Here is a 21,758-nt window from a genome sequence, read left to right as displayed (position 1 = left end):
CACCCACCGGAATCCAGGCCGAGGCACGTTGTCAAACCAATCTTCCAGCGCCCATCCGGGCGCGAAAAGAATCGAACCGAGATCCGGTGGTGTGCCCAAAGCGGCAAACCACCGGCTACTTTCCGGCGCCCTCCGGGCGGGAGCTGTCAAGCCCAGGCGATCTTTCCGCAATGGAGTTTTTTCTACTTCGCTATTTGACTATTTCGCTTATATGTAAATTCAATCAATTGAAAATTTTTACAATTTCCTCGATTTTTTTGGAGTATGATTTTCGCTCACCCACTCCCTGCCATCAAAACGGTGTGAGGGAACATCACCTCTGATTGCCTCCCTCCCGCCAATCGCAACCACTTTCACTGAGTTTGTTCACACAATTTGTTTTGAGCCATCTTTGGAATGCTTCATTCCAAAGCGCTTGCCGTTGGCTCCTGGACCAGGCTTTTGACATTCGCGCTTGATGACCGAGGCGAATGCATCACGACACACAGGAGGCAGCTTATGACGCTTCGTTCCTGGCATATTTTGCGGGTCGCACGACTGGCGTGCGTTGCCGTTCTCATGTTGACTGGAACTGGTGATTTCGGCTGGGCACAAACACAGCCAGTTCAACCCGAACCGGTGCTTCGACTTGAAACCGGGATGCACACGGCGGCCATTCGAAGGATTGGCGTGGATGCCCAACAGCGCTACCTGGTGACGGGTTCGGACGACAAGACCGCGCGTGTCTGGGAACTGGCGACGGGGCGTCTCCTGCGAGTGCTTCAGGTACCGATTGGCGCGGAAAACGAAGGTCGGGTCTATGCCGTTGCGATGTCTCCAGATGGCGAACTGATTGCCGTCGGCGGCTGGACCGGTTTTTCCTGGGAGGCCCGCCATTCGGTGTATTTGTTTGAGCGAACAACTGGAAAACTCGTCACGCGGGTGACCGGGTTGCCGGATGTCGTGCATCACCTTGCATTTTCGCACAATGGCGACCGGCTGGCAGTCTTGATGGGGAGCGGCAGCGGGTTGCGTGTTTATCGAATGAGCGATGGCACCCGGTTACTCCGGGATATGGAGTATGGCGGAAGCGGCAACTGTGTCGAATTTGACCGAAGCGGCTGGCTGGCAACCAGTTGCGATGATGGCTTTATCCGGCTCTATGACGACAAACTGAAGCTCGTCACCAAAGCGGAAGCGCCTGGAGGAAAACGGCCTTTCAGCGTCAAATTTTCACCCGATTGCAAACGGCTGGCGGTTGGGTATACCGATTCGACCAGGGTGGATGTGCTGGCGGCAAGCGATTTGGCACTGCTCTATAACCCAGATACCAGTGGCGTCACCAATGGAAATCTGGGCCGGGTGGCGTGGTCCAACGACGGGTTACAGTTGTTTGCCGGAGGGAAGTGGAACAAAGGCGGTAAGTTCTGGCTTCGATGCTGGTCCGAACGCGGACGCGGAAGCTGGGTGGATGTCGCGGCGTGCGGGAATACGATTCTGGATCTGGCGCCACTTGGCCAAAACAGCGTGGCGTTCGGCGCCTTTGACCCGGCCTGGGGCGTTATTTCAGGCCAGGGAGAATGTGTCCGGCGAGTCACTGGCGAAACGGCTGATTTTCGCAGCAACTGGGAAGGTTTCCAGACGAATGCGACTGGAACCGTGGTGCAATTCAGTTTTGGGCAGCGAGGACAACTTCCAGCCGTCTATGATCTGACGAGCCGGGAACTGACACCTGGAATCTCGATCTCCAAACTGGCTGGACCGCGAACGACAGCGGCTGGACTGCCGGTCACCGATTGGAAAGACACGACAACGCCGAAATTAAATGGTGTTCCGCTCGAACTCAAACCCAATGACCGGTCACGGTCGCTGGCAATTACTCCCAATGGTAATCAGTTTTTGCTTGGCAGCGAATGGGCGCTGACCTGTTATTCACGAGAGGGTAAAGTGGAGTGGCAAACCCCAACACCGGGTGTTGTGTGGGCGGTCAATGTCAGCGGAAATGGGAAACTGGTGCTCACGGCGCTCAGTGATGGCACCATCCGCTGGTATCGAGCCAGCGACGGACAGGAATTGCTGGCATTTTATCCACACACTGACCGTTCGCGCTGGATTGCCTGGACGCCGTCAGGATTTTATGACGCGACTCCGGGGAGTGACACCCTGCTTGGCTGGCAGGTCAGTTCCGGATGTGATGTCGAAGGCGAATTTTATCCAATCGGACAATTCCGAACGGTCTATTATCGGCCTGATGTGGTGAATGCAATTGTTCGCACGCTCGACGAAGTCGCCGCCGTCAAAGAAGTCTTTTCAGACGGCGGGCAGATGGCGCGCTCGGTTGACCCGTTGAAGTTTCGTCCGCCAGTGGTTGAACTTCTGGCTGGAAATGATTCAATTCCAGCAACTTCCGCCACGGTTGGGCTGCGCTATAGCCTCCGGATGCCGTCCGGCGAGCCGGTCACCCAGGTCAAAGCCCTGGTGGATGGGCGTCCGGTGGTGATTGAACCGGTTTCAGACCTTCCACCAGGATCGGTAACCATCAATCGGGAAATCCAGATTCCGGTTCCAGCCCGCGATTGCGAAGTGTCGTTGATTGCTGAAAACCGGTTTGCTCCGAGCCAGCCGGTCTCCATCCAGGTGAACTGGAAAGGGAACGGTTTGGCCGCACCTGTGACGACCGAAGTAGTCAAGCCACGTTTGTGGATGCTTTCTGTCGGGGTGAGCGAGTATCCAAGCAAGAACTGGAAACTGGCCAACGCCGCCAAAGATGCCGGCGCCTTTGCCGAAACGCTGGCACGTCAGGAAGGCGGATATTATCGCGAAGTCCACACCAGAGTTTTGACCAACGAAGCCGCAACCGGCGAGACCATTCGTCAGGGATTGCAATGGCTCAAACAAAACGCCGTCACCGGAGACATCGCCGTGGTTTTTCTGGCTGGTCATAGTTTAAATGATCCGCTTCAACGGTATTTCTTTCTGCCGTTTGACGCCCGGCTTGACAAGCTGGCGACAACCGGAGTGCAGTTTTCTGATGTGAAAAATGTGATCGAAGTGCTGCCGTGCAAAGTCCTGTTTCTGGTTGATACCAGCCATAACGATGCGGCGCTTGGGACGAAAATCAAACGTGGAATGGCTGATCTGGCCGGAGTCGCCACCGAAATGGCGGGTGCCGACAGCGGGGGCGTGATGATTACTTCGGCAATGCAAACGACTGAAGAATCAGGTACGTCAAGTGTCTTTGTCAAAGCGCTGGTCGAAGGCTTAAACGGCAAAGCCAATGTGAACCGAAACGGAACGATTACGGTGAGTTCGTTGACGAGCTACATCATCGGGCGGGTGCAGGAACTGACCAACGGGAAACAAACCCCAACGGCGGCGCAACCGCAATCGGTGCCAGATTTTGCAATTGCCGCCAAATGACGGGTTTCGGGGTTCTTTTACATGTGGGCTTTTTGATTTTCTTCCGGCGGGGCCGGACAGATTGAGATTTGGATTGAGCATCCCGAAGGGCTGCAGTTCGGATAGCCGGTGTGTTGCGAGGTTTTGGGAGCTACCACCGGGAAACGGTTGCTCCCCCAATCCTCCACGCATCGCCCGCGCCCCGCAGATTTGGATTGAGCATCCCGAAGGGCTGCAGTTCGGATAGCCGGTCGGTTGCGAGGCTTTGCGAGCTACCACCGGGAAACGGTTGTTCCCCCAATCCTCCACGCATCGCCCGCGCCCCGCAGGGGCGCGGGCGATGCGTGGAAAAAAGAGGGGGTGGCTTAGGAGCCCGGGCTTCGCGGTGCAAAACCAAAATCCTATGGGTGAACGTCCCAATAACCAGATTCAACTCGTTGCACAGTAACCAGGATATCCAAAAAGTCCTCTCCCACCAGCAAAGTAAATGTAGATCAGACAAACCGTTGGGAAGAAATGCAAACAAGTGCCGAGGAAAAGCAGGCAGTATACTGTGTTCTCTGGGAAAAGCGCATTGGCAAGTCGAAACGAGGTTATTCCAATAAACCAGCTTATGGGAAAACTGGCCAGCAGTCCCATAAAGAACAACTCTGTGATCCACATCTCAAACAGGCTGTAATGCGAATGCAGATAAAAATGGACAAAATAGAACAGAACAATATGGGGTAGTGAAGACAACACCGTCCATTTTTGGATACCTGAAAAGCCAGTGAGGTCTTCATGGCGAATGTTCGCAAGCAGGTGGAACTGTGGAACCCATAGAACAGGTTTTGTTTCAGATAGGGTAAGCGAAAAGCTGGAGCCGACGCATCGCTGGCAGGAATTTGTCTCCGGGTCAAAACGGTCGCTTTGATGGCAGACTTCACAACGTTTGGGGTGGGATTCAGAGAGAATAATCAGGTGCATCAGGGACTCATTGGGGAGAAAAAACGTTTGCCTGGTGTTCAACTCAAAAAATGGTGATAGTTGATAGACCCCAGATAGAGAAAACTGGTTCCGCACATTTTCTTAATGGTGAATTTGTTAGTGAGAAAAAACCTGAGAGTTTTTTAGTTCCCGGAAGATAATTCACGATATAATCAGGCTTTGGCCATACTCCATTCTCTCCCTACAGTAGCCAGGGAAATTCCAAGAACCTCAGCGGTTTCATCAGTTTTTAGCCCCGCAAAGTACTGGAGTTCTACAAGCTGAACCTGCCGTGGATCAAACGTCTCCAACCGCTGCAGGGCATTATCCAGCACCAGCAAATCAACATTCTTCCTACTCAGATAAATATTTCTTTGGAGTGCTGCAACTTGCTGCAGCTTTGTCAGCATTTTTCCGTAGTTGACGGATGGTGGACAAGAGAAATGGTCAAATCCCTACATTACACCAACATTCCTGAACCCTGAATAGTATTATTTTTCATTATTGCAAATTATCCGGATCAGCAGTATGTTTTTTATACAGACTGACCCAGCTCTTTTGGAGGCAGTGTTATGAGCATCACATACTTGCTTCGGAAGGTGTTAACGCCGGCGATTTTGCCCCTGGTACTGTTTGGAATACTCCTGGTTTTCCCTCTCACGATAATAGGTTCCAGCCAACCAGTTTCCTTTCAACAACACGATGAATTGCCAATCCATATGCTTACCCCTGGAATGCCTGTAACCGGTATTCTCACAGGAGGCAAACCACAGGTGTACGGAATGGATTGTCTGGCCGGGCAGTTTGTCAAGGTGGTCGTTGACCAGAAGGGAGTCGATGCCCAAATCACGCTCTTTACCCCGGAAGGCAAACGCATCCTGATCATGAACCGAACCATAAATGGTGAAGAAACCGCCGTTTTTGTCACCGAGACACCAGGGATCCATCAAGTGCTTCTGTCTGGGAACCGTCGGAAATCGTCGAATTCGGATAGCTATGAACTAAAACTGCCGGAAATGCGGGGTGCAACCCCAGAGGAAATATCCTGGTTTAAAAATTTCTCCATGGCTGAGTTTTTGTCTCAGGACGCCGAACGGTTGTTCTCGGTCGAAGGGAAATGGCATGAAGCTATTGCCCAAAAACAGGAAGCCCTGGCAACGTTGTGTTTGATAGATGATCGGTATGGGGAGACGGAAACCTTATTGAGAATTGCTGGAATGTACGGTTTCAATGGGGAATATGGAAAAACCCTTGACTACTTTGAGAAAGCCTGGTTAGCGGCTGGGAATAATGAAAATCTCCACCAGCGCATTCTGTATCTTTGGGGTGATACCTGTTCCACACTGGGAAAGTATACCGAAGCGTTGGAAAAATTTTCACAAGCCCAGGCATTAAATCGAGGCGATTCCTACCTGAGTTGGAGAGAAGCTGAGGTCCTGACTTCCATGGGAGAGGTTTACCTCTATCAGGGAATCTATCAAAAAGCCCTCGATTGTCTGTTTCATGCCCACTCTCTGTGGGGGGAAACCGACGAAGTAGCTGGTGAAGGCTGGGCCTTGAATCAAATCGGGCAGGTGTATTTCGCGCTTGGGGATTATCAACAATCATTACGGTATGGCGAACGGTCATTGGACAAGTATCGTGAAGGGATCGAACGCGAAGGAGAACGTTTCCCGTTGACTAATATGGCCAAAGCCTATCTTGGCCTGGGGAAGCTCACTGGAAACCCTGCTTATTTTGAAAAGGCGTTGGCCTTGTTGGAACGGTCACTCCCGATTTGGGAAAAGTCGGCTGATCCAAGAGGCGAACCACGAGTAAAACTGTATCAGGGTCTTGCTTATCTGGGATTGGGGCATTTCACCCAGGCTCAAGGTGCCTTCCAGCGGGCGGTCGAACAGTTTCACGCCATCAACAACCTGTTTAGTGAGGCCACCGCCTTGCACCATCTTGGTCAAACCTGTGTCTTGCTTCAGCAACCGGAGGCTGCACATCAAACCTTGACCCAGGCGCTCCACCTTCGCCGACAGATTGGGGAATCTCGCGGTATTGCCGAAACTGTATACTGGTTGTCTCGTCTGGAGCTTGAACGTGGAAACCTGAGTCAAGCTCAACAGTTCCTTGAAGAGACACTTGAACTCAGCGAGTCGGTTCGATCCAGCATTGCCGAACCCACGTTACGCGCCATGCATCTGGCAAATACAAGAGACTATTATGAACTGTCAATAGATGTACTGATGCACCTCCAGGCGCTTCACCCTGAAAGAGGGTATGCGGCCCAAGCCTTCCAACGGGCTGAACAGGCCAGAGCCCGAAGTCTCTTTGATTTACTGAAAGAATCCCAGGTGGATCTGCGCAGCGGAGGCGATCCGCAACTGATTGCCAAAGAACAGGAGCTTGAAACCCAGTTGACCAGTAAGTTTGCCTTCCAGGCGCAACTGGTCAGCAAGCACCATAAACCAGAACAACTGGCTGAACTGAAAAAAGAGATTCAAGCCTTCATCGAGAATCTGAGGCAAGTGCAGGCCCAAATCAGAGCCAGCCATCCACGATATGCAGCCTTGACCCAAAACCGGATTCCAGGTCTTTCAGAGATGCAATCGGTGCTGGATAGGGAAACCGTGCTTTTGGAATATGCTCTTGGCCAAAAGCGGAGTTATCTCTGGCTCGTGACCCCAACCACAGTTACTGGCTATGAACTACCAGACCAGGCAACCATCGAAGCCTTATCCCAGCAGGTTTGCGAGCTTTTAACATTGAGAAATCAACCGAATCAAAAAAAATCAGCTCCCTCAATATCAAAGGCCGATACCCAGTTTATTCAAGTTGCTTCCCAACTGAGTCGGATTTTGTTGGGACCGGTTTATTCTCAGGTGAAAGACAAGCGATTACTGATCGTGACGGAAGGTGCTTTGCAATACGTGCCCTTTGCCGCTTTGCCGGTACCACAACCCATCTCAAGCAAGGAAAACTCAGGGAATTCCCCTCTTTTCCTTTCCAACCAAACTACAACCACGCCCAACCACCAAACCAAATCCAGGGAGAACAAGCAACCGGCAAAGAGTAATCCGGTCTATCTGCCGATTCTCATTGAGCATGAGATCGTTATGCTTCCATCCCTTTCAACCCTGTATGCTATTCGGCAGGAGGTGTCTGGTCGGAAATCTGCTCCCAAAGCAGTGTGTGTGCTGGCGGACCCGGTTTTCGAAGTTACTGATTCTCGTGTTCAGCCAACTCATACCCACAAAAATCGTCAGAGTGACCGAACTCAGCCTGAAAGGACAACCAGCCAGCCAGGTTCTGTCCTTGAACAGTCAATTCGAGATGTAAGATTAGGAGATGATCCGCTGAAAATCCCCCGAGTGGTTGCCTCCCGGCAGGAATCGGCCTCGATTATGGCGGCTATTGCCGGCTTTGATGGAAAACAGGTGCTGGATTTTGAAGCCAGTCGGGCCACAGCGCTCAGTTCCGAGCTGAAACAGTACCGGATTGTGCATTTCTCAACCCACAGCCTGGTCAATACGGTTCACCCGGAGTTGTCCGGTATCGTCCTGTCGCTTGTGGACCGGAATGGACAACCGCAAGATGGGTTTTTGCGACTTCACGACATTTACAAGATGAAGCTTCCTTCTGACCTGGTGGTCCTCAGTGCCTGCCAAACGGCTTTGGGAAAATCGGTCAAGGGTGAAGGGTTAATCGGGTTAACTCGTGGGTTTATGTATGCAGGCACCCCGAGAGTGGTAGCCAGTTTATGGGAAGTAAACGACAAAGCTACTGCTGAACTGATGAAACACTTTTATCGTGAAATGTTTGGGAATCATCATCTCAAACCGGGTGCCGCCTTGCGTGCCGCCCAGCTTTCCATGATGAAGCAACAACGCTGGAAAGCTCCATATTTTTGGGCGGCGTTTGTGTTACAGGGGGAGTATCAATAATGCGATTGACTCCAAACTGGTAAGTACTCTGTCATAAGTTTCCTGAGATATTAAATTTGGTAAGTGTTTGATTCTTTTCGTGTTTTTCGTATTTTTCGTGGTTAAAATGTCTTGGAATCTTTGGTGAAGTACTTATCTCAGATTTTTCATCCTTTCAACCTGAGTCACAAAAGTTCCCGCCAGGTTTTGAGAAGCGGCAAGAACCATTTCTTCAGAAACAGGTTGAGTCAAGGATTGTTCCCCTCGCCACAGTATCTTCCCCTGAACGTTGACCAATCGGGCGCTGATAACCAGGTTGTTTTTGGATGAACGGATTGTAACTTCATATCTGGTATCAGCCTTGTTACTTTCTGGAACCAGAAGCACATACGGGCTTTGATTCAAATATTTCATCAGCCTGGATTGAATTGTTTGATCAAAAGAGGTTCCTGCGACACTAAGGTAGACCGATTGAAATGTACTCAGGTCTATGTCCTGATCTTCCAGACCTGATGACCGGGTGGTGAAATCCTCAGGGGAAGGGTGTTTTTCCCGCGTGTTTCTGGGTGAGGTGACAGGTTTGGGTGAATTCCTGGAGGGGTCTTTTTCAGAAGTCGTATTCTTTGATGGCGGTGGCGTCACAGGTGGTTCCGGAGGGAGCGGGCTTGTAGGCTGTGACGGAATGTGGTGGGCAACCGGCTCTGGACGCTTGACTTGAGCCAGCCAGATCCAGCCGAGCGTCAGAAGCACACATAGGGCTCCCAAACTGGTTGTCAGTACAAGTGGATTCCAGCCAGGATATCGAAATTGATCCAACCAGTGACTCCATTCCCATTTCCAGCCTGGAAGATGTCGAACCTCAATTTCAAACCGACCTTCTTCAGTTTCTGCATCCTCAACCAGGGTCGTCATGAGTTCAAGTCGGGTTCCAGTCCCAAGGAGAATCACAGACGGTTTGGGTGAAAGGCTCCACCGGGCAAAGAACTGAGACACCAGGAGCAGGTTGGTTTCAGTATCTCGGATTTCAAGCAACCGTGAAAATTCAGGGACGGCAAACCGAACGGTTGAAAATTCATTTAAATTGAGGGTTCTCACCACAACCCCATCCACCACCACCGACGCTGCAACGGGGTGGAGTTGTTTTCGCCGATCTTTTTTGTGTTCAAGGTCATTCAGAATCTGGTTCAACCTGGCTTCATCCCAACTCGGGGGCGGTTCCCTGTGTGGAGGGGAAGAAGGTGGTGACTGGTCGTGGTTGCTGGCAAGTTTGAAATCCGGAATCGAAAGCCGATCCCACGGCGAGCCAAAGTGGTTCAAATGAGTAAGTTTCATAAAGCAATCCGGATTGATCAAAATATGACAATACCCAGGGTCATCAAGGAACTCGAGTTTCAGCGATCCATGGCAATACTGACACCGGGCATCCCACGGAGCAAAGTACCGAAGTGATTGCCGAACCAGTTCGACGAACGGCGGTGTTGATTTGACCCGCGTGAAAAAGAGCTTTCCTCGTTCACCTGAACAAACCGTCACCAGTGACTCAAATCGCTGGTGAAGCGCCTTGAACAGCTTTTGTTTTTTCAATCGGCAATGATCTTCCTGTTTGGTTTTGCAATCGGAAGGATGAACCAGGTCATATAACTTCAGCAGATTGATTGAACTGCCGAAATCGAAGACAAATTCCCCAATTCCAATGGCTACGTGAAAAGGGTTATGGAGTAAGGTCAGGAGAATCACTGTCTTGAGGTAATGAACCGTAACATCGGCAGGGGTCAGGTCACGATCTGTTTTTTCCCGTTCCTGTTCAACCGATTCGGCTTTGACCAAAATGCTCAACTGGTAGAGTTGCCCCGGTTGGAGGTTCATTTTGTAATGCCGGGGTCTGCGGTTGAGCAGGGATTGTAGAAAATTGGCTTTGTCAGAACGATAGATCTGAGTTTGATTGAGGGTGTCGTAGGTTTCCCACGCCTGGGACGCCACTTCCCAGGCAAGTTCTGGATGCGGCAAGATCCAGTAAGCCAGATCCAACCCGCGACGAAAGAATTCAATTTGCAGTGACCGTAACATGGGATGTTCTCCGAAGGGCAGGATGTCTCCCAAGGTACTCCAATTTTTGTGAAATGCACGTTCATTCCTGGAACTCTGATACGCTGAACTGGAAGAAAGCGTCCTATGATGCTCTCGCCCCGAAATCACCTACAAATCGAAAATGGGTGAGATGCGTGTTCAAAATAGATTCGAGAGTTGGAAAGAGGAGATTATATGCCACTGCTGAAAACAAACAGGAATGCATTATTGAGAATGTTGCTTGTAATTGGGATGTTTGGAGGAATGATTTGGGGAACTTCGCCAAACCTACAATCAGCTACCAAAACACAACAATTACCATGTGTTTTTACAGCTTCCGGATACTTAGATTGCTTGAGTGAAGTGGATCCAAATGATCCATTAAATGAAAAAATCCCCTTAATTTTGATCCATGGAATAAATCCTGAAAGTGTTCCATCTCCGCCTGATTATACTTGTTGGGATAATTTTAGGTCGTATTTCAACCTTCTTAGTCCATCGTTGAAAAGCAAATATAAACTGTACAAGTTTGAGTACTACAGCAATGATGTAAGTATTTTTGATCTTGGGGGAAAATTGAGAGATGTATTGGATATTCAGAATTCCCGGGATCCAAATTTTAGTAATAAATCAATTGTAATTATTGGTCATAGCATGGGAGGGCTAGTCGCTAGATCGTTTATACAGCAACATTGGCAGCAGCAAGGGATTTTTGGTGGTAAACGAGGTGGGGAACGGGTACTCAAACTTATTACGTTAGGAACACCTCATCATGGGTCACCAATGTCAAATGGGGAGGCACGAGATCAAAAAGCTGGGTTTTCTTGGGGAAATATTTTGAATTTATTTGACAACTCTTACTACAGTCCAATTGGGCCAAAGTATTATCAGTTAAACAGATCGAATCTTTATTGGGATAACTATGATGGATTACTGAATTATTCTATTTATCCAAATGAGCGTAATGACTGGCTTGCAACCGAATTGAATAGCGACTCCACATTTGACAATAAAATCATAGCTTATGCAGGCAGTTTTCCAACTCCTTCATGTGTTTCTTGTTGTACCAATAAGTACTGTTTGGGAAATAGTATTTTGAGTGGAGTATTCAATTTACAAAGTGATGGTATTGTCCCTATTAGCAGTGCATTATTTCATACTCAAAATGGTGAACCGAGAGTTGTTTGGCGGTTTTTCTCAGAGTATAACCATAGTGAAATAGTTGCTGGTAAGGGAGACAATATTTTATTTGATAAGATCAAGCTTGACTTAGAAGCGATCCAACCTGCTACTCTCCCCTCTGCACCGGTTTTAAGTTCTCCTGGTACTTCTTCCTCCCCTGGACCGGTTATTTCTACTACAACCCCAACATTTCAATGGCAACCTGTACCGAGTGCACAAAACTATGGTCTTTACATTCGCCAGCTAAACTCAGATGGGTCACTCGGACCTTTAGTATTTGATTCGGAAGTTAACTGGGGGCCAATCAGTGGATCAATATTTTCTTTACCGAGTAGTTTTGCTTTGGTTGACGGGAGGCGTTATCGATGGGATATGAGGTCAAGGAATACTGCTGGTTGGGGAAATTTAACTTCAGAGTTTTATTTTCAAATCAATACAGGAACTGGTAACGGTGGTTGTTTGGTGACTCCGTTGACCGTGCCGACGACGATCCCAGGTTCGTTAAGTTCAAGTGATTGTTCATTCAGCAGCGGTCGTGCGCCTGGAAGTTATTATGATCAATATTCATTCAATGGAGTGAGTGGACAGCAAGTGACGATTTCGCTCAATGCAGGTTGGGACACGTTTCTCATTCTCAATGGACCAAATGCGACAGAAGTTGCCTACAATGACGATAGCAATGAAACCTTGAATTCGCGGATAACAGTGGGGCTGACGTTGACCGGAACATATACGATCCAGGCAACATCGTATAATTCAGCCACCACTGGTTCATATACGTTGAGCATTTCCACTTCAGGAAGCGGTGGAGGATGCAATTACTCTCTATCCCCGACGAATTCCAGTATTGGATCAGGCGGTGGAACCGGAAGTATTTCGGTGACCGCCGGAACTGGGTGCAACTGGACGGCATCAAGCAATGTCGGTTGGATGACCGTAACATCTGGGTTCAGTGGCTCAGGAAATGGAAGTGTGACGTATTCGGTCAGTGGTAATTCAAGTAGTGCCCGAACTGGAACATTAACCATTGCTGGACAGATTTTTACTGTGCAGCAAAATGGAAACAGCAACGGCGGAGTCGGGATTGAATTCAATCGAACATCGGTCAATTTTGGCACTGTGCCAGTAGGGAACACACCAACTGAATCAATTCTTATTACAAATCCACTTTCATCAACTGGAACGTTGACAGTAACTGTCGGCACGCTTTCACCTCCCTTTGCAGTCGGACTCAACAGCGGTATACACACCTTGGGGCCGGGGCAATCGCTGCCAGTGAACATAACTTTTACTCCAACCTCTTCAGCAAACTTTAGTGGGAATTTAGTTGTGACACATAATGCGCCAGGCGGTTCAACAAATGTTCCCATAAGCGGCACCGGACAAGCTTTGACAGTTGGAATCTCCGTCAGCCCGAACCCTGTTGTTTTCTCAAATGTTTCCATTGGGGATGCACAGACAATCACGCTTACGATCAGCAATCCATCGACTTCATCCGGAAATCTCAACGGGACTGTCAGCAACCTTTCAGCGCCATTCCAGGTTTGTTGCAATACCACGTTTGCCATTGGTCCAGGTGGCAGCTTCCCTATTTCCATTCGATTTCTGCCAACCATTGCAGGCACGTTCAATCAAACATTGGCCATTACCCACAATGCAACCAATCAACCACAACCTCTGCAAATTCCAGTGTCTGGAACGGGAGTTTCATCTCAAGGCGGCGGATGCCCTCCAATCCCGCTGAATATGTCGCAAACTGTGAACGGGGTACTCAGCCCTACTGACTGTGTGTTTTCCGGAACTACACAGTATCTTGATATCTACAGTTTTAGTGGTTCTGTCGGTCAACAGATAACTATCACACTTACTTCGAGTGCGTTTGATGCTTACTTATATTTGCTGCCCGCTGTAAATGGAATGGTTTTGGCACAAGACGACGATAGTGCAGGCGAGGGTGGAGCGCGCATCATCTACACGTTGTCGTCAACCGGCACATTTGTGATTTATGCAACTTCTTATAGTGCCAATCAACTTGGAAATTACACTTTAAGTTTGACGAATTCAGGTGGGGGTGGAGGGTGCAATTACTCAATCTCACCGACAAGTTCCAGCATTGGAGCAGGCGGCGGCACTGGCACCCTTTCAGTAACAACCGGTGCTGGATGCAGTTGGTCGGCATCAAGCAATGTGAGTTGGATCACCATCACGTCCGGATTCAGCGGTTCAGGAAATGGAAGCGTGGCGTATTCGGTCAGCAATAATTCAAGCAGTAGTCGTACCGGAACACTGATCATTGCGGGGAGGACATTTACATTATCGCAATTGGCAGGGGCATCCGGCGAAAACGGATGTGAAGTTCCTGTGACAATTTCCATCGAACAGACCGTAACCACAACCTTGAATTCCGACTGTGTTTACACCAATACGCATCAAAATATTGATACATATCGATTTTCCGGTTCAGGCGGTCAAACGGTGACAATCACGATGTCTTCATCAGCCTTTGATACTTATCTGTATCTGCTGGATGGAAGTCGGAACACGTTGCAATCCAATGATGATGCCAATGGGACGACGAATTCACAAATTACCTACACGTTGCCGTACAGCGGGACATTCAACATTGATGCAACATCACTCAACGAATATGCGACCGGACAGTATACATTGACGTTGACAAGTGGAGGTGGAGGTGAGTGTTCATATTCGATTTCGCCTGCCAGTCGGTCACACGGTTCAGGAAATGAAACTGGCTCGGTAACTGTTTCTGCTGGTACAAACTGCAGTTGGACGGCATCCGCCAATGTCAATTGGATCACGGTCACTTCCGGGTTCAGTGGTTTAGGGAACGGATCCGTTACGTATCAGGTCAGCAGCAACAGCGGAAGCGCTCGAACCGGAATACTGACGATTGCTGCACGGACTTTTACGGTATCGCAAAGCGCCGGAAGTACTGGAGAAGATGGTTGTGGGGACAATGGTTTCACCATTGCTATTGGGCAAACAGTCAATCGGGGTTTGGATACAAGTTGCTACTACATAGATGAACCAGGCAGGTATGTCGATGAATACCGATTTTACGCTTCGGCTGGAACACAGGTGACAATCACGTTATCTTCCTCGGTTTTTGACGCGTATCTTTTCTTGATCGATCCGAACTTTTATCTTCTTGCTCAAGATGACGATTCAGGGGGAGGGACAAACTCAAGGATTTCCTATACCCTTCCGTACAGTGGAACTTACCGTATTCAGGCAACTTCCTATACAAGTGGACAAACCGGCCCATATACCCTGACATTATCGAATGGATATACACAAAAGCCATTGCTGAGCAACCAGTTTGAAATAAAAACTGTATCTTCTTTAGAAAATGAATTTGTTGATACGGTAATCAAACCAGTGGGAATTGTTGAATTTCCTGATCTGAAAGTAAAAAAAGGGATAAAACCGGCACAAAAAGAACTTCTTCAAATCGAAGGGTTACCATCCTTGCAAAAACCTTCAACAGGAAATCCAGATTTCTTCTTCTCTCAAGAAAGAAAATAAAAAATTCTTTGCCCTGACGAAATTGAAAAGCCCGCGAAGTGGCCTCCCAGAACCTGGGATAAATCTTGCCTGTCAACAGACAAGTGAAGCACAATCCGCAGCTTTTGGCTTTTAGCTTGATTTGCAAGTTTGAGTAGTGTTCTAAAACCGTTGAAATTTAAAAAGCCGCAGTTGGGTAACTCTTCTGAATAGCAATACAATCAACCGCTTGCAGTCAACACTGACAAATTGGAAAAGACGTTTTCAACACAATCAGAACACTACCAAAAATCAACGGGTCCTGGTACATCACCGGACAACAGGATCTGCAAACCTATTATGTTGAAACCCGACCCAATCCAGATATTCCTCAATTTTCTTCACCGGAGAACTCATTGCGATGACCCCGACCGAACTTTTCTTTGTGGGGGAAGACGACTTTCTGCACCTACAAAACCTAGCAGGTGAGCAACTCACCTGCGTAACATCAAGAGGAACTATGAAAGATGATAAGCTTGGAAGTCAGCTTCTTCTCTGGATTCTAGCTATTGTTTTGGCAGGCTGTTCTGGCAAGCTAAACAATAATAGTACCGATAAGGTAAATGAGGCAAAAGTAAACAGGGAATACAAGATCAATAAAACTTGTGATACCTGTAAGGACATAAATATAACTAAAGTTGCAGTCAAAGATAATGAAACCATCATCACCCTGAAATGTGAAAACACGAACAGGCAGCCGCAATTTTTTGGAGTTTATCCACCAGGGCACAAAGAAGCATTCTATCTAATCAAAGTCGATAACTCGCAGAAATTTCAGTTGCTCAATATTGATGGAGTTGGGATACGACCACAATGGAGTACCATCAGACCGCAAGAAACACTTAACTTCACACTCACTTTCGAAAGAATAGAAGACTCGATGAGGCGATTTCATCTTATTGAAGGCGAAATTGAAGGTGATCAGAGTACGGTGAACTGCCATTTCTTAAATGTAGAGCTCAAACCTTAATTCAGAATGGTCATTTTGAGATGAGATTTTGAGTTTTCTCTCCCCACCTTATCAGCTTGTCTTTGTAACAGCAACCATTTGGAATCAATGAATTATGTTATCTCTCGTTGCAACAACTCTCATGAACCTTACCCTTCGACAAGGTTTCTCAGAAGTCTGATACGGTCAGCCTGGCATTCTGAAAGTATGATTCTGACCACTGAAACAAATCTGGTTTGATTGCCCCGAAGATTCCAGAGAACTGTCTCCAGATCCGAATGATCTGGTGAGGTCAAATTGCTTCAACCAACCGAGGATTCAGCTTATGAAAAAGGTACTTTTTTGTATTGTAACTATCTGGCTCATGGTGTTTTCAACCCTGGTTTTTGCTCAGGAAGCGTTGACCAATGAGGCCATTGTGAAACTGGTCAAAGGTGAGTTTGGTGAAGAACTCATCATCAACATGATAAACACTCAAGCAGGAAATTACCGGGTGACTCCGGATGACATTCTCAGTCTGAAAGAACAAGGTGTTTCAGAAAAAATACTCAACGCCATGGTCAATAAAGGAGTTGCCCCGGCTCCGAGCAAACCTGGTGGGTCTGAAGGGAGTGGTGCTTCGAATAAGTATCCAATGGAAGTTGGTTTGTATATTAAAAAGGAGAATGAGTGGGTTGAAATCCAACCCGAAATTGTCAACTGGAAAACTGGAGGTGTACTCAAAAATTTGGCGACGGCTGGGATTGTCAAAGGAGATATCAACGGCAATCTTTCCGGTAATAAAAGCCGAAATCGGGTCGGAACTCCACTTGAATTCCTGATTTATGCTCCAGAAGGTGTGGCCATCACCGAATATCAACTGCTCAAGCTCCGGGAAAATAAAGAATACCGGGAATTCCGGACCGTGACTGGAGGTGTATTTCACATCAAAGGCGGTGCCACCCGCGATTTAGTTCCATTTGAAGGAAAGAAGGTCGCCACCCGCACCTTTACGGTGAACCTCACGGCTCTTGCCCCTGGAGAATACGGGTTTCTCCCACCAGGCGCCTTTTCCTCGGCAGCATCGTCCTCCACATTGGGTAAAATCTACACATTTAGCTTTACAGAATAGGCACGCAGGAGGTTTATGAGAAAGCGATGTGCCTTCAATCCGAAGGGTGACTTTCAGATACTCCGCCGGGAAAACATTGGTTGAGCCGTTCCCCCATATGCGCCAGGATAAGGAAATGTGAGCCTGTTTGAGACAAGGAGCTGGGGAAACAAGGAGACAAGGAGATCATCCTCCCGACGTTGGGAGCGGGAGAATGTTTTTCTCTCCGTGTCCCCGTGTCCCTGTGTCCCCATGTCCAGATCGGGCTCTGTTTCCTTATCCTGGCACTTATGCCCTGACCACCTCCCTGGCTTCCTGATTGCAATCTGAGCACCTTTCTCTTTCAATTCAACGAATATCAGTTCATTTGGGTGGTATCAGGTGCAATGCCTCTTATGTGGCCGAAATTTGTGTAGTTGAGGGGCATAAGATTCAACAAAAGCATTCAAAGTCATCTGAACCCAAAAGCCCAACGCCGCCCTCGACAAAGATGATTACCAGGTGAATGGTTGGCCAAAAGCAGACCAACCCAGCAAAGAAAAAAATTCGATACTCTTTGTAATTTGGGTATAGGTCCCAGGCTGTCCGAAAACAAATCAGGCCCAGAATCCAGGCGCCAAAAAAACTCAAAAACAGGGCAAATTCAAAGCCTCCAAAGAGCCAGGACCGGAACAGGTATTGTTTGTAAGTTATTGGCAATACCATCAGGCAATAGTTCAAATAAAAAAGAAGCAGATGCAGAAATGACAATACAGCGGATACTTGTGCAACTGTGGGCAGGTCTTCGATCTCATCCGGGGTCATGTCAGAAAGCAGGCAAAACTGGGGTACAGGAACTGAAACTGAAGTGACAATATTCTTCAACGGCATTTCAACCGGGGTGCATCGGTCACAAATATTAGCCGCCGGGTCAAAACAGTCGCTTTGATGGCAGACTTCGCAACGTTTTGGATGGGATTCAGAGAGAATAGTGAGTTTCATACATCATGGAATGAACTATGAATAATGTAACTGGTTGTTATGAAAAGAGATGGGAATCTCACCCTTCCGTGATGAGAATTTAGACTCCGATTACCTGGGAGATGTTCCAAAGAAATCAATGGCTTACCAGGAGCAACAGGCTAATTTCAGCAATTGAATCTTCATTCTCCATTCCGGCATACTGCACAGGTCACGATTTCCTGCCCGCGATTTCTTTGGTTCATCAGTTCACAAAATCTTATGAAGAAGCATCTGTTTCGTCCCCTCGCGTTGACAGGTGGTGTTGTACTGACGGCATGGTTGATAGCCACCTCGATGGATTTTCCCGTTGCACAGGGAGATTCCCAAACTTCTAATGTTGCCGCATCCACTGATTTGACCCAGGGAAGCGTGGTCAAAGCCGAGTTCACAGGTGGTGAAAAGAAAGTTTTTTACCTTCGACTGCAAGCCAATCAGTATCTGAATTTGACGGTTGACCAGCAGGGAATTGACGTCGTGGTTCGCTTGAAAACTCCTGATGGCAAAGTACTGATCGAAGTTGACAGTCCAAATGGCACCAAGGGATTAGAAGAACTCTGGTTTGTGAGCGATACGGCAGACACGTACCAGATCGAAGTCGAATCACCTGATCCAAATGTTGTTCCCGGTCAGATTGAGTTGACGGTGAAAACGCTCCGGGCGGCAACGGCCACGGATCGGGTTGAAGCCGAACTCAACCAGTCATTAAGTCAAATCCAGGTGCTCTCTGCCTCCAATCGGATCCCGGATGCGCTGAAAACGGCTGAAACTGCCATCAAACGTGGCGAGGCTGCCTTACCCCCTGATCATCAGTTAATTGCTCTGGCCTACCAGGAGCTTGGAAACCTTCACCGCATCATGGGCAAACCCAAAGAAGCTGAAGCCGCTGTGCTCAAAGCCTTAGCCATTTTTGAAAAGACGCTTGGCCCAACCCATGAAGATCTGGTCCTGACTTTAAATCTTTTGGGATTGCTGGCCGATGGAGCCGGGAATTATGCGAAGGCTGAAACCTATTTATTACGGGCATTGGACATCCTTGACCACCATCCGCAGATTCCCGAAGCCACTCGGGCGACCACCTATAACAATGTCGCCCTGGTCAATGATCATAAAGGCAATGTTCAACAAGCAGAGGCCATGTACCTCAAAGCGCTGGCAGGCTTTGAAAAAGCAAACGGGGCTGACAGTTTGAACTGTGCGCCAGTATTGAACAACCTGGGGCTGTTGTTCCATCAGCAAGGCGATTTCCTGAAAGCCGAGCCGTTCTATGCCCGGAGCATTGCCATCCGCAAGAAATATCTGGCGCCGGGCCATCCAAGTATTGCGTTTATTCTCAATAATTTGGCTGATATGTATTCGTTGCGGTCAGATCTCAAACAGGCCATTCGCTACCAGACAGAAGCCGTTTCGATCCTGGAGAAAGCTTTTGGTGAGAAACACCCCCAAACCATTTTGTTCCATATCAATGTGGGGGAAATGCTTCTTCGCTCTGGCGAATATGAGGCAGCCGGTTTGTATTACCGAAAGGCAAGCGCCAACGCCGAGAGCGTCCTGGGACCAACACATCCCTATTCTTTGTTCGGACTGGTCGGGCTGGCCGGGTTCCAACTCAAAACCAGTCAGCTATCCCAGGCTGAGGCCACGTTGACGAAAGTGCTGCCATTGATGGAAAAAGCATTTGGGCCCACCCACCCGCGATTGATGGTTCCGCTCTCTTTACTGGCACAACTCAACCAGACCCAGCGGAAATACAGGGAAGCTGAAGCGGCCATGCTACGAGTTATTTCGATCCAGGAGAAACATACAAATGTTCGATTTGCCGAACCAGGAATGTATTTCAGTAACCTGTCACATATTTACCAGATGGGTGGCAAGATTGAGCAGGCGCTGGCCTTTGAAATGAAAAGTAATGAAGTGGTCGAACAAGATTTTCTCAAAAACATCAGTCTTGGTTCCGAGCGGCAGAAGGTATTATATCTGAATCGGACCAGATGGGGTGCCAATCATCTGCTTGTCCTGCACGCTCAGTTTGCCCCGCACAATCAGGTTGCCATCAACGCGGCAGTGACTTCAGTCTTGAGACGCAAAGGCAGAGCCCTGGATGTAATGGCTGATACACTCAAGCTGATTCAGGCACGGGCTACGGCACAAGATCAGGCCGTATTTGAAAAACTGATTGAAGCCCAAACCCGGCTGTCAAACCTGACGGTGAAAGGGCCTGGAAATACCAAACCTGAGCGGTTTCAGATGCTGGTTCAAGGATTGGAAGCCGAGGTTGATGAACTTGAGGCTGAAGTCAGCCGGCGGAGCGCCGAATATCGGGTTCAAACCCAACCCGTGACGCTGCAAAATATACAGGCCGCCATTCCTGAAAACACAGCACTGGTTGAATTTACCAGGTACCAGCCTGTGCAAAATGCCGAAAGCTCACTGAATGGACCTCCACGGTATCTGGCCTATATCATTGAACCGAAAGGTGATCCGAAATGGGTTGACCTGGAGGAAGTCGAAAAGATTGATGCCATCACGAAAGCATTTCGGGCGCTGCTCCAACTTTCTCCTGGCACTCGGAGCCGGTTGATCAAGGCTGAATCCCGAAATATCAAGAAATCGAACAGTGGATCGGTGGTTTTGCCAGATCAGCAACTCAGAGTGCTGGCTCAGAGTTTGCACCAGGCAGTCATCAAACCAATTTTAAAAACGGTGAAGCCCGGTACCGCACTGTTTCTTGCTCCAGAAGGGGAACTCAACCTGGTACCGTTTGGGGCGTTGATGGACGAAAATGGGAAGTTTCTGATTGAAAACCAGCCGATCCATTATTTAACCAGCGGTCGGGATTTGTTGCGGCGACAGGTGAAGACACACAGCCAGGAACCGCCGCTGGTAATGGCGGATCCGGACTACGCTGCCGGAACCGGGCCCCAAATTGCCGGTATCCAACTGGTTCAGCTTAAACGCTTGTTTGAAACGGCTCAGGAAGGCATCGAGGTGGCTAAAGTATTTCCCGATGCCCGATTAAAAGTCCGTGCTGAAGCAACCGAACAGGCACTCAAACAGGTGAAAGGGCCGCAGGTCCTGCATATCGCCACGCATGGGTATTTTCTGGATAAACCTGCTGAGGTGGTGGGATCAGTTGATCCAGTTGCCGGCGAAGAACAGCGTGACATTCAACTCAAGGGATCCGGTCCCGCCAGTGATCAAACCTTTTTCCAATCAGGAATTTTTCTGGCCGGTGCCAACCGTGGCGAAAGCGGCGCCGATGATGGCACGCTCACTGCCCTTGAAGCCGCCCAACTGGATTTGCGCGGGACCAAACTGGTGGTGCTCTCGGCCTGCAACACCGGCGTTGGCGAAGTCCGAACCGGTGAAGGGGTGTATGGTCTGCGCCGGGCGATGGTGCTGGCTGGGAGTGAAACGCAGGTGCTGAGTCTGTGGCCAGTGTCGGATCTGGGAACCCGAAAACTGATGGTGGATTATTACACCCGACTCAAAGCCGGTGAAGGCCGGGCCGAAGCACTTCGTCAGGTTCAGCTTGAAATGCTCAAGAGCCAGCGGTTTCGGCATCCGTATTACTGGGCCAGTTTTGTGGTCTCCGGCGAATGGTCAAGTCTGGCTGGGAAAGAATAGGGGATGGGGCCATAAGCGCCAGGAT

At 48.8% G+C, this 21,758-nt stretch carries 10 protein-coding genes; 6 read left to right on the top strand and 4 right to left on the bottom strand.

What is annotated here, in order from left to right:
* Nucleotides 1-498 precede the first annotated feature (498 nt).
* A complete protein-coding gene (locus HY774_08145) occupies nt 499-3,399 on the top strand; it encodes a caspase family protein (GenBank protein MBI4748447.1) in 2,901 nt (966 codons plus the stop codon).
* A gap of 408 nt (nt 3,400-3,807) precedes the next feature.
* Here the strand turns inward: HY774_08145 and HY774_08140 are convergent, their stop codons facing one another.
* Complete coding sequence (locus tag HY774_08140; GenBank protein ID MBI4748446.1) at nt 3,808-4,344, bottom strand: hypothetical protein; 537 nt, start codon at nt 4,342-4,344, stop codon at nt 3,808-3,810.
* Between the two features lie 173 nt (nt 4,345-4,517).
* Nucleotides 4,518-4,754 carry a hypothetical protein gene (locus HY774_08135; GenBank protein MBI4748445.1) on the bottom strand — a complete coding sequence of 79 codons (237 nt, stop codon included), beginning with the start codon at nt 4,752-4,754 and terminating at the stop codon, nt 4,518-4,520.
* A gap of 162 nt (nt 4,755-4,916) precedes the next feature.
* Between HY774_08135 and HY774_08130 the strand changes: the two genes are divergently transcribed.
* Nucleotides 4,917-8,276 (top strand): CHAT domain-containing protein, encoded by a 3,360-nt coding sequence (locus HY774_08130; protein MBI4748444.1) that lies wholly within the window; start codon nt 4,917-4,919, stop codon nt 8,274-8,276.
* A gap of 132 nt (nt 8,277-8,408) precedes the next feature.
* Here the strand turns inward: HY774_08130 and HY774_08125 are convergent, their stop codons facing one another.
* On the bottom strand, nt 8,409-10,322 hold the full coding sequence (locus HY774_08125; protein ID MBI4748443.1) for a hypothetical protein: 1,914 nt from the start codon (nt 10,320-10,322) through the stop codon (nt 8,409-8,411).
* A gap of 195 nt (nt 10,323-10,517) precedes the next feature.
* Here HY774_08125 and HY774_08120 point away from each other — a divergent pair, with 195 nt between their 5' ends.
* The 3 genes from HY774_08120 to HY774_08110 all read left to right on the top strand — a co-directional run bounded on the left by HY774_08120 (nt 10,518) and on the right by HY774_08110 (nt 17,128).
* Entirely contained in the window at nt 10,518-15,050 is a 4,533-nt protein-coding gene (locus tag HY774_08120; protein MBI4748442.1) for a choice-of-anchor D domain-containing protein, read from the top strand.
* A gap of 379 nt (nt 15,051-15,429) precedes the next feature.
* On the top strand, nt 15,430-16,038 hold the full coding sequence (locus HY774_08115; GenBank protein ID MBI4748441.1) for a hypothetical protein: 609 nt from the start codon (nt 15,430-15,432) through the stop codon (nt 16,036-16,038).
* 304 nt (nt 16,039-16,342) lie between these two features.
* Nucleotides 16,343-17,128 carry a hypothetical protein gene (locus tag HY774_08110; protein MBI4748440.1) on the top strand — a complete coding sequence of 262 codons (786 nt, stop codon included), beginning with the start codon at nt 16,343-16,345 and terminating at the stop codon, nt 17,126-17,128.
* A 411-nt stretch (nt 17,129-17,539) separates the two neighbouring features.
* On the opposite strand, the gene HY774_08105 is transcribed toward HY774_08110, so the two are convergent.
* On the bottom strand, nt 17,540-18,088 hold the full coding sequence (locus HY774_08105; protein MBI4748439.1) for a hypothetical protein: 549 nt from the start codon (nt 18,086-18,088) through the stop codon (nt 17,540-17,542).
* A gap of 240 nt (nt 18,089-18,328) precedes the next feature.
* Between HY774_08105 and HY774_08100 the strand changes: the two genes are divergently transcribed.
* The gene (locus HY774_08100) at nt 18,329-21,733 is read left to right on the top strand and encodes a CHAT domain-containing protein (GenBank protein ID MBI4748438.1); all 3,405 of its coding nucleotides are present in this window, start codon (nt 18,329-18,331) and stop codon (nt 21,731-21,733) included.
* Nucleotides 21,734-21,758: the final 25 nt, after the last annotated feature.

The organism is Acidobacteriota bacterium (assembly GCA_016208495.1).
In the GTDB taxonomy this organism is placed as follows: domain Bacteria; phylum Acidobacteriota; class Blastocatellia; order Chloracidobacteriales; family Chloracidobacteriaceae; genus JACQXX01.
Note: the sequence above shows the minus strand (reverse complement) of the source record. Positions and strands in the feature narration are given on the sequence as shown.